The sequence below is a fragment of the Devosia sp. genome (genome assembly GCF_017307495.1).
GTDB lineage: Bacteria > Pseudomonadota > Alphaproteobacteria > Rhizobiales > Devosiaceae > Devosia_A.
Genome location: NZ_JAFKHE010000028.1, coordinates 20,040 through 33,904, shown reverse-complemented (window position 1 = coordinate 33,904; position 13,865 = coordinate 20,040). Strand labels below are relative to the sequence as shown.

The 13,865-nt window shown below is 67.6% G+C and carries 15 protein-coding genes and 1 tRNA gene; 8 read left to right on the top strand and 8 right to left on the bottom strand.

What is annotated here, in order from left to right:
- Positions 1–92: 92 nt before the first annotated feature.
- Both uxaC and J0I99_RS17600 read left to right on the top strand, forming a co-directional pair.
- On the top strand, positions 93–1,505 hold the full coding sequence (gene uxaC / locus J0I99_RS17605) for a glucuronate isomerase (RefSeq protein WP_291398818.1): 1,413 nt from the start codon (positions 93–95) through the stop codon (positions 1,503–1,505).
- Positions 1,502–1,834, top strand: coding sequence for a cupin domain-containing protein (locus J0I99_RS17600; protein WP_291398817.1), 333 nt, complete (start codon positions 1,502–1,504; stop codon positions 1,832–1,834). The genes uxaC and J0I99_RS17600 overlap by 4 nt, the downstream gene beginning before the upstream one ends.
- On the opposite strand, the gene J0I99_RS17595 is transcribed toward J0I99_RS17600, so the two are convergent.
- From J0I99_RS17595 to J0I99_RS17575, 5 genes are all read right to left on the bottom strand, one after another.
- A complete protein-coding gene (locus J0I99_RS17595) occupies positions 1,831–2,661 on the bottom strand; it encodes a DUF6544 family protein (protein WP_291398816.1) in 831 nt (276 codons plus the stop codon). The genes J0I99_RS17600 and J0I99_RS17595 overlap by 4 nt on opposite strands.
- An 84-nt stretch (positions 2,662–2,745) precedes the next feature.
- On the bottom strand, positions 2,746–4,005 hold the full coding sequence (locus tag J0I99_RS17590) for an Hsp70 family protein (RefSeq protein ID WP_291398815.1): 1,260 nt from the start codon (positions 4,003–4,005) through the stop codon (positions 2,746–2,748).
- A 155-nt stretch (positions 4,006–4,160) separates the two neighbouring features.
- Entirely contained in the window at positions 4,161–4,562 is a 402-nt protein-coding gene (locus J0I99_RS17585; protein WP_291391814.1) for a hypothetical protein, read from the bottom strand.
- Positions 4,563–4,675: 113 nt separating this feature from the next.
- Positions 4,676–6,043, bottom strand: coding sequence for a HAMP domain-containing sensor histidine kinase (locus tag J0I99_RS17580; protein ID WP_291398814.1), 1,368 nt, complete (start codon positions 6,041–6,043; stop codon positions 4,676–4,678).
- The gene (locus J0I99_RS17575) at positions 6,036–6,716 is read right to left on the bottom strand and encodes a response regulator transcription factor (RefSeq protein WP_291391812.1); all 681 of its coding nucleotides are present in this window, start codon (positions 6,714–6,716) and stop codon (positions 6,036–6,038) included. The genes J0I99_RS17580 and J0I99_RS17575 overlap by 8 nt, the downstream gene beginning before the upstream one ends.
- A 183-nt stretch (positions 6,717–6,899) precedes the next feature.
- Here J0I99_RS17575 and J0I99_RS17570 point away from each other — a divergent pair, with 183 nt between their 5' ends.
- Positions 6,900–7,157, top strand: a complete 258-nt coding sequence (locus J0I99_RS17570) for a DUF1344 domain-containing protein (RefSeq protein WP_291391811.1) — start codon at positions 6,900–6,902, stop codon at positions 7,155–7,157.
- A 126-nt stretch (positions 7,158–7,283) separates the two neighbouring features.
- On the top strand, positions 7,284–8,318 hold the full coding sequence (locus tag J0I99_RS17565; RefSeq protein WP_291398813.1) for a PAS domain S-box protein: 1,035 nt from the start codon (positions 7,284–7,286) through the stop codon (positions 8,316–8,318).
- A 61-nt stretch (positions 8,319–8,379) separates the two neighbouring features.
- Here J0I99_RS17565 and J0I99_RS17560 read toward each other — a convergent pair.
- Both J0I99_RS17560 and J0I99_RS17555 read right to left on the bottom strand, forming a co-directional pair.
- Positions 8,380–8,455, bottom strand: a tRNA-Ala gene (locus J0I99_RS17560).
- 186 nt (positions 8,456–8,641) lie between these two features.
- Positions 8,642–9,064, bottom strand: coding sequence for a TIGR02300 family protein (locus J0I99_RS17555; RefSeq protein WP_291391809.1), 423 nt, complete (start codon positions 9,062–9,064; stop codon positions 8,642–8,644).
- A gap of 182 nt (positions 9,065–9,246) precedes the next feature.
- On the opposite strand from J0I99_RS17555, the gene J0I99_RS17550 reads away from it, so the two are divergent.
- From J0I99_RS17550 to J0I99_RS17540, 3 genes are all read left to right on the top strand, one after another.
- Complete coding sequence (locus tag J0I99_RS17550) at positions 9,247–9,888, top strand: d(CMP) kinase (RefSeq protein ID WP_291398812.1); 642 nt, start codon at positions 9,247–9,249, stop codon at positions 9,886–9,888.
- Positions 9,889–10,061: 173 nt separating this feature from the next.
- Positions 10,062–11,759 (top strand): 30S ribosomal protein S1, encoded by a 1,698-nt coding sequence (rpsA, locus tag J0I99_RS17545; protein WP_291398811.1) that lies wholly within the window; start codon positions 10,062–10,064, stop codon positions 11,757–11,759.
- A gap of 176 nt (positions 11,760–11,935) precedes the next feature.
- A complete protein-coding gene (locus J0I99_RS17540; RefSeq protein WP_291390123.1) occupies positions 11,936–12,442 on the top strand; it encodes a GNAT family N-acetyltransferase in 507 nt (168 codons plus the stop codon).
- Here J0I99_RS17540 and J0I99_RS17535 read toward each other — a convergent pair.
- Positions 12,426–12,977 carry a hypothetical protein gene (locus tag J0I99_RS17535; protein ID WP_291398810.1) on the bottom strand — a complete coding sequence of 184 codons (552 nt, stop codon included), beginning with the start codon at positions 12,975–12,977 and terminating at the stop codon, positions 12,426–12,428. The two genes, J0I99_RS17540 and J0I99_RS17535, sit on opposite strands and share 17 nt — an antisense overlap.
- 111 nt (positions 12,978–13,088) lie before the next feature.
- Here J0I99_RS17535 and J0I99_RS17530 point away from each other — a divergent pair, with 111 nt between their 5' ends.
- A complete protein-coding gene (locus J0I99_RS17530; protein ID WP_291398809.1) occupies positions 13,089–13,781 on the top strand; it encodes a TetR/AcrR family transcriptional regulator in 693 nt (230 codons plus the stop codon).
- The last annotated feature ends 84 nt before the right edge of the window (positions 13,782–13,865 follow it).

Below are 13,865 nucleotides of genomic sequence, written 5' to 3'. Positions count from 1 at the left end.
CGCTCCCCATGCCGAACCGGGCTGGACAGTGGCGGGCCGCGCTTCCTATGGTGCGACCCGCTAAGTAACCAACCGGTTCGGGGAGGATGAGGGTGGCTGCGGCGTATCTCGATGAGGACCGGCTGTTCGATGCCGAGCCGAAGGCGCGCGCCGTGGCGCGGGCGCTCTATGCCGGCATCCGCGACCTGCCGCTGGTCTCGCCGCACGGCCATACGGAGCCGCGCTGGTACGCCGAGAACCAGAGCTTCCCCGATCCGGCGCAACTGCTGATCGTGCCCGACCACTACGTGTTCCGCATGCTGTTCAGCCAGGGCGTGCGGCTCGAGGACCTGGGCGTGCCGACCACCGACGGCGCCGCCGTCGAGACCGACGGACGGGCGATCTGGCGGCTCTTCGCCCGGAACTACCACCTGTTCCGCGGCACGCCGACGCGCATGTGGCTGGACCATACCTTCGCGACGCTGTTCGGCATCACCGAGCGGCTGGGCGAGGCCAATGCCGACGCGATCTACGACCGCATCGCCGAACTGCTTCAGCGCGACGACTATCGTCCGCGCGCCCTGTTCGAGCGCTTCAACCTCGAGGTGATCTCGACCACCGATGCGGCGACCGACGAGCTCGAGTGGCACCGGATGATCCGTGACAGCGGCTGGAAGGGCCGGGTGGTGCCGGCCTACCGCCCCGACTCGGTGGTCGATCCGGACTTCGCCGGCTTTGCCTCGAACCTCGACCGGCTGGGCGAGCTGACCGGCGAGGACACCGGGCACTGGAACGGCTATCTCGAGGCGCACCGCAAGCGCCGCGCCTATTTCAGGCAGTTCGGCGCGACCTCGTCCGACCACGGCCATCCGACCGCCGAAACCGCCAACCTCAATCCCAAGGAAGCCGGACAGCTGTTCGACCGCGTGCGCACCGGCCAGGCCGACGCGCGCGAGCGCGCCCTGTTCCGGGCCCAGATGCTCACCGAGATGGCGCGCATGTCGATCGAGGACGGGCTGGTGCTGCAGATCCATCCGGGCGCCTGGCGCAACCACTCGCCGACCATGCTGGCTCGCTTCGGGCGCGACAAGGGCTTCGACATTCCCTCGCGCACCGACTATGTCGGCGCGCTGAAGCCGCTGCTCGACGCAGTCGGGACCGAGCCGGGGCTGTCGATTATCCTGTTCACGCTCGACGAAAGCACCTATGCGCGCGAGCTCGCCCCGCTGGCCGGCGTCTATCCCTCGCTGAAGCTCGGGCCGCCCTGGTGGTTCCACGACAGCCCCGAGGGCATGCGCCGCTTCCGCGAGATGGCGACCGAGACGGCCGGCTTCTACAACACCGTCGGCTTCAACGACGACACCCGCGCCTTCCCCTCTATCCCGGCCCGCCACGACGTCGCCCGCCGCATCGACTGCGCCTTCCTCGCGCGGCTGGTCACCGAGCACCGGCTCGATGAGGACGAGGCGCACGAAGTGGCGCGCGACCTGAGCTACAACCTCGTGAAGAAGGCCTACAAGCTATGAGCACTCCCACGGTTTTCGCCCAGCCCGGCGACGGCAAGGTCACCCAGCTCGATGGTTCGAGCCGGCGCGTCATCCTCGACCTGCCCGAGCTGATGCTGGTCGAGTTCACCTTCGACAAGGGCGGCGTGGGCGCGCTCCATTCGCATCCGCACCTGCAGACGAGCTATGTCGCCGACGGCGTGTTCGAGGTGACCATCGACGGCGTCACCCAGATCATCGGCACGGGCGGCGCCTATATCGTTCCGTCCGGGCTGGTGCATGGGGTGAAGGCGCTCGAGGCCGGCAAGCTGATCGACAGCTTCACCCCGCGCCGCGACGACTTCCTCTAGCCCCCGGATCGCGGCCAGGGCTCGTAGCTGGTCACCTCGCCGCGCCAGTAGGTGAACAGGCCTTCGGGCAGCTGCCAGCCGACCTCGCCATGGCTGGGCACGCGATAGCGGCCAAACTGCCGGTAGCCGGCATAGGTGCCAACCCACCGCGTCGGCTGCGTGCTGTTGCCCACCGTCATCGGCCGGTCGTCGGCTACTATGCCCACGATATCGCCCCCTGCATCGAAACTGAACCGGGCCGACGCCGGCCCGTCCGGCGTATCGGCGGTGACTTCCACGCTGGTTGCGTCCACCTGGCGCCAGCGCAGCGCGGAGTTGTTGAGGATCGCGTCGGGCAGCAGGGGCAGTTCGGACAGGTAACGCTGCAGCTCGCCCTTGTCGAACGGGCCGCCGGCCCCGTAGGCGGCACGGATGGCGCCGCCGATGCGCGCCTCCAGCAGCCCATGGCCATCCACGTAGCTGTCGAGCACGACCAGCGGGATGCCGAGCATGCTGCCGTGTCCGCGCCAGACGATGCCCGGCATCGCGGTGGAAGCCCACTGGTCGGCGGCGATGTCGGACGGCGGTTGCCCGACTGCCGTGGCCAACCGGGCCGCGTGCGTCAGGTGGATCACCGCCGGCCCGCCGGAGCTGCCCCCGGCGCGCTCGGCATAGGTTCGTACGATCGCGGGCAGGTCCGGCGTCGCGGACGCGGCCGGTCCCGCCTCGAGCCGCGCCCGCAGCGCCGCGATGCGTCCCTCGAACTCGGCGCCGCTCCACAGGGCATAGGCCCCGGCGAGCGCCAATGCGGCCAGCACGCTCAGACCGATCACCTGCCACATCCGCATCGCCCCCATCTCCAGTATCGGCCAGCAGGCCAACACTAGGGGGCGGGGCGGCCAGGGCCTTGATTCCGGTCAAGTCGTCGGGCGTCAGCCGAAGCGGCGCGCGGCGTCGATGGCGAGGCCGAGCCCGACGCTGCCGAAGGCGTCGGTTTCCACCGCCCTCGCCCGGGGGAAGAGTCCGCGCAGCATGCTGGCCACCGCCGGAACCCGGGCCGAGCCGCCGGTCAGGATGAGCGTATCGATGCGATCGCCGCCGATGCCGGCATGTGCCAGCGTTCGCCCGATGGCCCGGGCAACGGCCTCGTTGGCCGCGGCCAGTGCCGCATCGAGCTCCTCGACCGCGATCGTCGTTTCGAGCCGCACATCGCGGGTGGCGAAGCGGAACTGCGTCAGCGGTGCCTCGCTGAGCGCGATCTTGGCCTCCTCGACCCGGCCGGCCAGCCGGTGGCCCTGCCGGTCCTCGACCAGCGCCACCAGCATGGCGACGAGATCGGGGAACTGCGCCTCCTGCTGGGTCGAGCGCAGCTCGGCCATCACCTTGGCGTTGTAGAGCCGGTTGATGCGGTGCCAGGTGGCGAGGTCGTAATAGGGCGCCGAGGGCAGGGGACGCTTGCCGTCCGCCGTCTCGGTGCCATAGCCCATCAGCGGCATCACCTTCTTGAGCGACAGGAGCCGGTCGAAGTCGGTGCCCCCGATGTGAACGCCGGCGGTGGCGAGGATATCGGCCTTGCGGTCCTTGGCCCGGGCCCGTTCCGGCGACACACGGATCACCGTGAAATCCGAGGTGCCACCGCCGATGTCGGCGACGAGCCCCAGCTCCTCGCCGGTCACCTGCTGTTCGTAGTCAAGCGCCGCGGCGATGGGCTCGAACTGGAATTCGACATGGCGGAAGCCCTGCGCCGTGACGGCGCTCTCGAGCTGATGCTGTGCCTCGACATCGGCGGCGTCGTCGTCGTCGACGAAGCGCACCGGGCGGCCGCAAACGATCTGGTTGATCTCGTGGCCCAGGTTCGCCTCGGCGCGGTGCTTCAACTCACCGACGAAGCGACCGAGAATCTCGGAGAACTTCAGCGCCTCGCGTTTCACCCGCGTGGTGTCGTTGAAAAGGCTCGTGCCGAGCACGCTCTTGATCGAGCGCATCAGTCGCCCGTCGGCGCCGGTGACATATTCGCTCACCGCCCGCCGGCCGAAATAGGCGAGGTCGTCCTCGAACGAAAAGAAGATCGCCGACGGGATGGTCGGCTTGCCGTCCTCGAGCGGCAACAGCCGGGGCGGCTCGTTGCCGCCCGCGACCGCGAAGGTGGAGTTGGAAGTGCCGAAATCCATGCCGCAATGGGTCCGCGCCATTCCTGTCTCCGCCGGTCGCCGATGAGGGGGCCGCCGGTCAGGGAAGTGCAGGCGGGGCGCGCGATATAGGCGGTCCGACGCCGCCTGTCGAGCCCGAAAGCGGACGGGCGCCGCTCCGGCGGAGCGGCACCCGTGCAGCCAGGGCCCGCTCGGGCCTACTGGATGTAGAGCTGGACGTTGCTGCCGCCGTCGATAATGTCGACGACCTGGTCGACCTTGATATTGTGGGCGGCCAGCAGCTTCACCGCCTCGGGGTTCTTGTCCAGCGCCGCGCGCAGCCGCGAGATGCTCCCGCTGTTGTCGGTCAGCAGGCCGACGGCCTTGCCCGCCTTGTCGGTCCAGGCCGTGTTGAAGCTGTACACGGTCACCTTGGTGGCGTGCAGCAGGTCGTTGATCTCATTGCCGTTGAAGACGGAGAGCTCGCTGGCGAAAGCATCGACGCTCATCCCGGTGCCGGGGGCGGCGTTGACGAACGTCGGCGATGCGGCAAAGACCGGGCTCGCCATGGCAAGCGCGGTGACAAGGGCAACGATCGAAAGGCTCGAGAACTTGGTCATGAGTGATCTCCGCAGGATGGAACACGTCGGCGGAGCGTGTGCCGGCGGCCGGTGCGACTGCATCGACGGCGGCGAGACTGGCCCCTCAGCTTTGCTTCGTCCTGGCGCGAGACTTACAAATGCTCAAGCTTGGGCGGCGGCGCCGGCGGAAAGCGCACAACCACGCGCAGGCCCGGGTCGTTGTTTTCGAGCTCCACCGTGGCGCGGTGGCGCGTGGCAATGGCCTGGACGAGCGCCAGCCCGAGCCCGGAGCCCTTCTCGTCCCGTTCCGGATTGAGCCGGCGGAACGGCTCGAAGACGGCCTTGCGCTGGTGCTCGGCTATGCCCGGGCCGTTGTCGGCCACGACCAGCACCGGGTGGTGGTCGTCCATGCCGGCGGCGACCTCGATGCGGGCGCCCGCCGGGCTGTAGCGCGAGGCATTGGTGATGAGGTTGACCAGCATCTGCACCACCATGCGCCGGTCGCCCACGATCGTCACGTCGTCCGCGGACTCGCGCGCGACCAGCGTCTGCCGCGACTCCTCGATTACCGGCTCGAAGGTCTGCAAGATCTCGCCCACCAGCTTGTTGGCCGAAAAGGGCACGAAGCCGGACTGGTCGTCGGACGCCTCGATGCGGGAGATGCGCAGCACCGTGTCGAAGATGCCGTTGAGCCGCTCGATCTCGCCTTGCGCTTCCTCGATCAGGCGTGCACGGCCCTGCCTGCCGCGCTCGTCCGCCGCCTCCTGCAGCAGGATGTAGGCGCGGTTGAGCGGCGACTTGAGGTCGTGCGCGATCGAGATGATTGTGTTGCGCATGGTATCGAGCAGGTCGCTCAGCCGGTCGAGATGCGCGTTCATCTGCACCGCGACGCGATCGACCTGGTCGTTGGAGCGCCCGACCGGCAGGCGCACCCGGCTCTCGCCCCGCGCCACCCGCTCGAGCGTCGCCGCCATCCGGTCGAGCTTGGCCGAAACGCCGTGGCTCATCAGGTAGCCGATGCCGAGGGCGCCGATGCCGACCACCACGCTCGCCAGCATCAGGGCCCGCCACAGCGCGTCCGATCCGACCTGGACGAAGCGCAGCGTGCGCCCGAAGGTCACGAGGTTCGCCCCGATCCGCTCGGTCAGCGCCAGGTATTGCTCGGGCGCCGCCCCCGGGGGGGCGGTGGTGATGGTGCTCCAGCCCACCGGGGCCGGCAGCGGGATGGCATCGCCCGCCAGCAGCGTTGCGTCGGCACTGTAGTACGCCACCACGAAATCGCGCGGCCCGGCAAAGCGCGCCGACTCGTCCACCAGGTCCTGAAGCTGCGAATCGCCGCCGTTCGCGGAGGCCTCCCTGAACAGCTGGAACTCGTTGCTGATCAGGGCGCGGATCTCGCTCTCGGCCTCGCTGCGGGTCTGGCTCACCACCACCAGTCCGGCGATGAAGAACACGGCGAGGAACAGCAGCAGCGATAGCCAGGCGGAGCGGAACGCCGCTCCCGCCAGGATGCTACCCACGCGGTGCATGGATCGAATAGCCGGTGTTGCGGGTGGTGTGGATGAGCGGCACCTCGAACGGCTTGTCCACCTTGGCGCGCAACCGGCTCATGTGCGTCTCGACCACGGTGGTCTGGGGGTCGAAGTTGAAGTCCCAGACCTGCTCGAGCAGCATGGTCTTGGTGACGATCCGGCCGGCGTTGCGGACGAGCAGCGCCAGGATGGCGAACTCCTTGGCCTGCAGGTCGAGCCGCTGCCCGCCGCGCGTCGCCGTATGGGCCATCAGGTCGAGCTCCAGGTCATGCACGCTGAGCTTGCTCGGCGCCTCGGCCACCTGCGGCCGGCGCGCCAGCACGACGATGCGCGCCATCAGCTCGGAGAAGTGGAACGGCTTGACGAGGTAGTCGTCCCCGCCGGCCAGCAGCCCCTCGACCCGGTCATCGACGTCGCCCATCGAGGTGAGGAAGAGGATCGGCATGGTCCGGCCGGCGGCGCGCAGCGCCTTGGCGACGGTCAGCCCGTCCATGCCGGGCATCATGCGGTCGAGCACCAGCACGTCGCACCGGTTGTACAGGCAATAGGTCAGCGCATCGCGCCCGTCGTAGACGCACTCGACGCTGTGCCCTTCCTGGGTCAGGCCCTTGCGGATGAATTCCGACGACGTGCGGTCGTCCTCTGCGACAACGACTTTCAACGCGGCACCCGAACGTTGGCGTTCGCGGGTAGCATACACCCGCACCCGGGGCTGATGGCTTACGAATAAGTAAGTTTGGGGAAAGGGGCAGGCAATCGGCCGGGACCAGTCTCGCTGACGCCGACGCAAGACGCCTCGGCCGCCACTCTAGAGCGTGGCGAACCCGACGAAAAGGAGATCGTCATGCGCAAGTTCCTCATCCCCCTGATGCTCGTTGCTTCCGTTGGTGCCAGCTCGATGGCGCTGGCGGCCGACAGCACCGCCAAGGGCGCCATCCTGTCCATGGACGCCAAGGCCTGCACGGTGACCCTCGCCGACAAGGCCGTGTACCAGTTCGCGCCCAAGTGCGACTTCTCCAAGCTCAAGGCCGGTGAAAAGGTGACGATCACCTACACCGTCAAGGGCAAGGTGAACGAAGCCTCGGCCATTACTGCCGGCTGATCCTCCCCAGCATCGGCAGCACTAAGGCGAGGGGCTTGTCCCGGCTCCTCGCCTTCTTTTCTGCGCCTTGCCCCTGGAACCAAACTGCGCAAAGCATGTTTTGACCGGGGGCAAGGGCAATGACAGTTGCGTGACGACAAGAGCCGAGAACGACCGTCGCCGGATCATGGCGATCCGCGCATCGCCGAGGCGCGGCTGGCCGCGATCATCGAGTCGTCGTTTGACGCCGTCATCGCCAAGGACCTCAACAGCATCATTACCGACTGGAACCCGGCGGCCGAGCGCATGTTCGGCTATGCGGCGCACGAAGCGATCGGCCGCTCGATCACCATGCTGATCCCCGACCATTTGCGCGATGAAGAGACCGGGATCATCCGTCGCATCCGCGCCAATGAGCGCGTCGAGAGCTTCGAGACGGTCAGGCTGCGCAAGGACGGCACCCGCATCCATGTCTCGCTGACAGTCTCGCCCATCCGCGATGCCCAGGGTAACGTGGTGGGCGCCTCCAAGATCGCCCGCGACATCACGGCGGCGCGCGAGAGCGAGGCGCGCATCCGCCTGCTGCTGCGTGAGATCAACCACCGGGTGAAGAATCAGTACGCCGTCATCCTGTCGCTGATCCGCGAGACGGGCCTGCGCTCGCAATCGATCCAGGAGTTCCAGGGCAAGGTGCGCGAGCGGATCACCGCCCTGGCCGCCTCGCATGATCTGCTGGTGAAGTCCGAGTGGTCGGGATCGACCCTGGCCGAGATCGTCAAGGAGCAGCTTTCGGTCTTCGGCCACGAGGATGTCGTCGTGATTTCGGGGCCGCTCCTCTCCGTGTCGCCCAGCACGGTCCAGAGCCTGGGCATGGCGTTCCACGAACTCGGCACCAACTCGGCCAAGTACGGCGTCCTTTCCGGCCGGGGCGGTTCGATCGCGGTATCCTGGCGGCTCGAGCCCGGCCCGGAGCCTACCCTCGAGATCGAGTGGCTCGAACAGTTCGATCCGCCGCTACCCAAAGCTCCCGCCAAGGTGAGGGGGTTCGGCACCGTCGTCCTCGACCGCGTCACGCCGCTGTCGCTGGGCGGACGCTCGAGCCTCGAGCGGTCCACCCAAGCCGTCCGCTGGCACCTCTCCGCTCCGGCCAGCTCGGTGCTGGAGACGCCGTCCGAAGGCTAGGCCCCGCGTCCGTACGGCCAGAAAGCAAAAACCCCGGCACGTGCCGGGGTCTTTTGAGGATTGGTGGAGCCAAACGGAATCGAACCGTCGACCTCTTGAATGCCATTCAAGCGCTCTCCCAACTGAGCTATGGCCCCATCAACGATCACATGGATCACATCCGGATGCCCGGGTCTGGCCGGGCCTTGGGATTTCGCGCGGCGGCGTCTCCGTCGCAGCGCGGGTGCTATCTACCTAGGTGATCCGCTCGTGGCAAGCGGGTTTTTTACACCTATGTGAAAGTGGCCTGCGGAATTGCCCCCGAGGCCACCCACGGGCATCGGTCAGCGCTCGTCGCCGCCGCCGCCACCCACGTCGAAGTCGAGGTCTTCGTCCTCGTCCTCATCCTCTTCGAGGAACACGTCTTCGTCCTCGCCGAGGTCTTCGACATCCTCGACGTCCTCGACATCGGGAATTTCCTCGCCCTCGTCGGCGCCCGCTTCCTCGGCATCGGCGTCTTCGAGCGAAACGATCTCGGGAGCACCCGGATCGGCTGCCTCTTCCGTCTCGAGCTCTTCGTCCTCGTCCTCTTCGTCACGCTCCGGCGCGGCCTTCACGCGCGCCGTCGTGGCCACGAGGTTGTCGAAATAGGAGCGCGGATAGGATTTGCCGGTGTAAGGCGAGACGATCGGATCCTTGTTGAGGTCGTAGAACTTCTTGCCGGTATCGGGGTCTTCCCGCTTCGTACCGCGTTCGTCCTTGGCCAATTGCTTGCCTCTTCAATGTGCGGGGGGAGGGCCCGCAGGGAGAGGTCCGGTTAGGGTGAAAGTTTTCTCGTGTCAAACCCAAAATGCGCGCGAACTCTGGGGGTAGATTTCCCCCCGGCTGGCCCGCCCCGATGGCGGATGCTAGTCAGGCGACCATAGCCGGTGGCGCGAGGGGAGAGCCCATGATCATCGCAGTCGATGGACCTGCCGCCTCGGGCAAGGGGACGCTCGCCGCGGGGCTGGCCCGGCACTACCGCCTGCCGCATCTCGATACCGGCCTGCTCTACCGCGCCGTGGGCCGCGCCGTCGCCGCGCTCGAGGGCGCCCCGGGCTTCGAGGCGGCCGCCGTGGCCGCCGCGCGCGCCGTCGACACGGCCCATCTCGACGCGGTCGCCCTGTCCGCCGCCGATATCGGCGTGCTGGCCAGCAAGGTGGCGGTGATCGCCGACGTGCGCGCCGCCCTGTACGATTTTCAGCGCCAGTTCGCCCTCCGGCCGGGCGGCGCCGTGCTCGACGGCCGCGATATCGGCACCAAGATCGCGCCCGATGCCGACGTGAAGCTGTTCATCGAGGCGGACAGCAAGGCGCGCATGGAACGGCGGGCCCGCCAGCTCGAGGCCCGCGGGCAGGTGGTTGATCGATACGCCCTCTATCACCAGATAGAACAGCGGGACGCCCGTGACCTGGCGAACCCGAACGGCGGCTTCTATCCCGCGCCCGATGCCCACTTGCTGGACACCACGCTTCTGGATATAGAAGCCGCACTCCGCGCAGCCGTCGCCATTGTCGACGGGGTCATGGCGCGCAAGGCGCAGCACAACTAGCTGCTAAACCAAACCTTGCGGCTTTCGTCCCCCGGCAAGTTCCAAGAGCCGGCAGCGGAAACCAATCTCGACAATCGTTTTGGCTCGCGCGCCGGCGCACCGGATCGTCACTTTTGATGACGATGGCGCCCGAGTCCTCAACACCAGCCACCGGGCGCAACTGGAGAATTAGTTTGGCAGTTCAAACTGTTACCAAGGAAGACTTCGAATCCCTGCTGCTCGACTCGTTCCTTGAGAACGAGCCCCTGGAAGGGACCGTGGTCAAGGGCCGCGTCGTGGCGATCGAGAAGGATCTCGCCATCATCGACGTCGGCCTGAAGACCGAAGGGCGCATTGCGCTCAAGGAATTCGGCGCCGCCGGCCGTGACGGCACCATCAAGGTCGGCTCGGAAGTAGAGGTCTATGTCGACCGCGTCGAGAACGCCGTCGGCGAGGCCGTGCTTTCGCGTGAGAAGGCCCGCCGCGAAGAGAGCTGGGTCAAGCTCGAAGAGATGTACAACGCCAACCAGCGCGTCGAAGGCATCATCTTCAACCAGGTCAAGGGTGGCTTCACCGTTGACCTCGAGGGCGCCGTGGCCTTCCTGCCGCGCTCGCAGGTCGACATCCGTCCGATCCGCGACATCGCTCCGCTCATGAATGTCCCGCAGCCGTTCCAGATCCTGAAGATGGACAAGCGCCGCGGCAATATCGTCGTGTCGCGTCGCGCCATCCTCGAGGAAAGCCGCGCCGAGCAGCGTTCCGAGATCGTCCAGCAGCTCGAAGAGGGCCAGGTGGTCGACGGCGTGGTCAAGAACATCACCGACTACGGTGCGTTCGTCGACCTCGGCGGCATCGACGGCCTGCTGCACGTCACCGATATCGCGTGGCGCCGGGTCAACCACCCGTCCGAAGTGCTGTCGATCGGCGAGACCATCAAGGTCCAGATCGTCCGCATCAACCACGAGAGCCACCGCATCAGCCTGGGCATGAAGCAGCTCCAGGCCGATCCGTGGGACGGCATCGCCGCCAAGTACCCGGTCGGCGCCAAGTTCACCGGCCGCGTGACCAACATCACCGACTACGGTGCGTTCGTGGAACTGGAGCCGGGCATCGAAGGCCTGATCCACGTCTCCGAGATGAGCTGGACCAAGAAGAACGTCCACCCGGGCAAGATCGTCTCGACCTCGCAGGAAGTCGAAGTGATGGTGCTCGAGGTCGATCCCGAGAAGCGCCGCATCTCGCTGGGCCTCAAGCAGACCCTCGCGAACCCGTGGGAAACCTTCGCGGACAAGTATCCGCCGGGGTCGACGGTCGAGGGCGAGGTCAAGAACAAGACCGAGTTCGGCCTGTTCATCGGCCTCGACGGCGATGTCGACGGCATGGTGCACCTCTCCGACCTCGACTGGCAGAAGCCGGGCGAGCAGGCGCTCGACGAGTACAACCGGGGCGATGTCGTCCAGGCCAAGGTGCTCGACGTCGACGTCGAGAAGGAGCGCATCTCGCTCGGTATCAAGCAGCTGGCAGTCGGTGACGTGGCCGATGCTGGCGGCGACGGCATCCGCAAGGGTTCGGTCGTCACCGGCACCGTGACCGAGGTCAACGACGGTGGCATCGAAGTGCGCATCAACGACACCGAGATGACCGCCTTCATCCGTCGCGCCGACCTGTCGCGTGACCGCAACGACCAGCGTCCGGAGCGTTTCTCCAAGGGCGAGAAGGTCGACGCGCGCGTCACTCAGTACGATCGCAAGACCCAGCGCATCCAGCTCTCCATCAAGGCGCTTGAAATCGCCGAGGAGAAGGAAGCCGTGGCGGCCTACGGTTCGTCGGACTCGGGCGCTTCGCTCGGCGACATCCTGGGCGCCGCGCTCAAGGGCCGCGACGAGAAGTAAGCCGTTCGCGGGCGGGAGAACGTCCGCGATCCGGAATTCGGGGCTCGCACCATTGGTGCGGGCCCTTTGTTTGAGACAATGTCCGCTTCGACCCGTTTGCCCACCGGGAATGACCTCGGTGAGCGGACGCGCCGGTCAGCGTCGGGGCGGGTACGGCCGTTGTTTGGGGAATGCCGATGGTTTTGAACGATGTCGCCTGGCGCGCCATGACCGCCTACGACTTGCCGGCGGTGCAAGGCATTGCCGACACCGTGCATGTCGATTTCTTCGAGTCCCCCGAGGTGCTGGCCGAGCGCCTGAAGCTCTACCAGCACGGCTGCTACTTGCTCGAGATCGGCGAGAAGCCGGCCGGCTACGTCCTGAGCCACCCCTGGACCTACGCCTCGCTCCCCCCGCTCAATACGCTGCTGAAGCGCCTGCCGGCCGAGCCCGACACCTACTACCTGCACGACCTCTGCCTGCTGCCGGTGGCCCGCCGCATCGGCGCTGCGTCTAGGATCGTCGAGGCGCTGCACAAGCACGCCGTCGCCGAGGGCTACCCGACCATGACGCTGGTTGCCGTCAACGGCTCCATCCCGTTCTGGGAGCGCCACGGCTTTGCGGTGACCGACGTCCCCGAGCTCTATGGCAAGCTGCTGAGCTACGAGGAAACCGCCCGCTACATGGTCAGGCGGCTCGACTGACGTTTCGCTGGCGCAGGCGCCCGGCCCATGCCCGGCCCGCCTTCACGACGAGAAGCAGCAGCACGGCGGACATGGCGATGGCTGTCGCCGTCGACTTCAACTGCGTCCAGCCGCTTGCCGTCGCGACCATCTGCGCCGTCACCCCGTCGGCTCCGGCATCGAGCATGAGCGCGACGGCGCCGTTCTCGAGCCAGTCGAGCGGCGCCACCAGCAGGGCGGGGGCCGCGCATGCGAAGCGCCAGGCGCCAAGGCGACGCGGGAGCAGGGCAGCGATGGCGAGGAACAGCGTCAAGGCGTTGAGCGCGGGATAGGCGATATCCAGCGCATGCTGCACCTCGCGGTAGAATCGTGCCGCCGCGGGCGTCAGTGACGCCAGGAACTGCCGCGCCTCCTCGAAGCTGTAGCCGCCAGGCCGCATGTCGAACGGAGCTAGCCCTCCGGACCCGGCCGACACAGTCGGCAGCGACCAGGCGAGCATTGTCAGGTAGAGCGCGAGCGTCGCCCCGGCCAGCGTCCAGAACAGGATCCTCGGCATTTCACCATCTCCCTCCGGTCGCCCCTTGCGACCCGTCGTGGCTCTACGTCATCAACTTTACAGTGTCAAGATTGATTTTGACACCGTCATGATCCGGCGCTAGTCAGGGACATGATCACCCCTGTCGACCAATCCGCGCCGCTCCCCGCCCAATCCCGGCCCTACCATCACGGCGACCTGCGCAAGGCCCTGCTTGCCGCCGCGGTCGAGGAACTCGCCGAAAAGGGCATCGAAGGCCTGACGCTGCGCGGTTGCGCGCGACGGGCCGGGGTTTCCCATGCGGCGCCGGCGCACCACTTCGGCGATGTCACCGGGCTCCTCACCGAGGTGGCCATCGCCGCCCAGGCCAAGCTTGCCGCAACCATGCGGGAGGCCATCGCACGGGCCGAGCGGGGCTCGGCCGAACACGTGATCGCCTCCGCCCTGGGCTACGTCCGCTTTGCGCTCGAGCATCCCGGCGAGTTCGGCCTGATGTTCCGGCGCGAGCGCCTCCGCCCTGACGATCCCGGGCTGCTCGCGGCGGGGGCGGAAAGCTTCGGGCTGGCAGCCGATGCCGTCGGCGCCTTCCTGGGACGGCGCGAGCCGATGAGCGAGCCGCAGTCGGCACGCCAGATCGCGGCCCTGTGGAGCCTGGCCCATGGCTTCGCCGGCCTGATGCTCGCCGGACAGTTCGGCCCCGTCGCCACCGCGGCGGCAAGCCTCGAGGCCCTGCTGCCCGACATGGTGCGCGCGCTGTTCGGCCTCGCCCCGGCAAACCGGCCCGAGGACCTGGCCACCATTTCCATGATCGCGCGCCGGCGCTGAAGTCTCCCGCGGCGGGCGCCCATGAGCGCCGGCACGCCGGGGCGCGGGCCGCTTGCATTGCGGCCCCGCCACGGGCTACCTGCT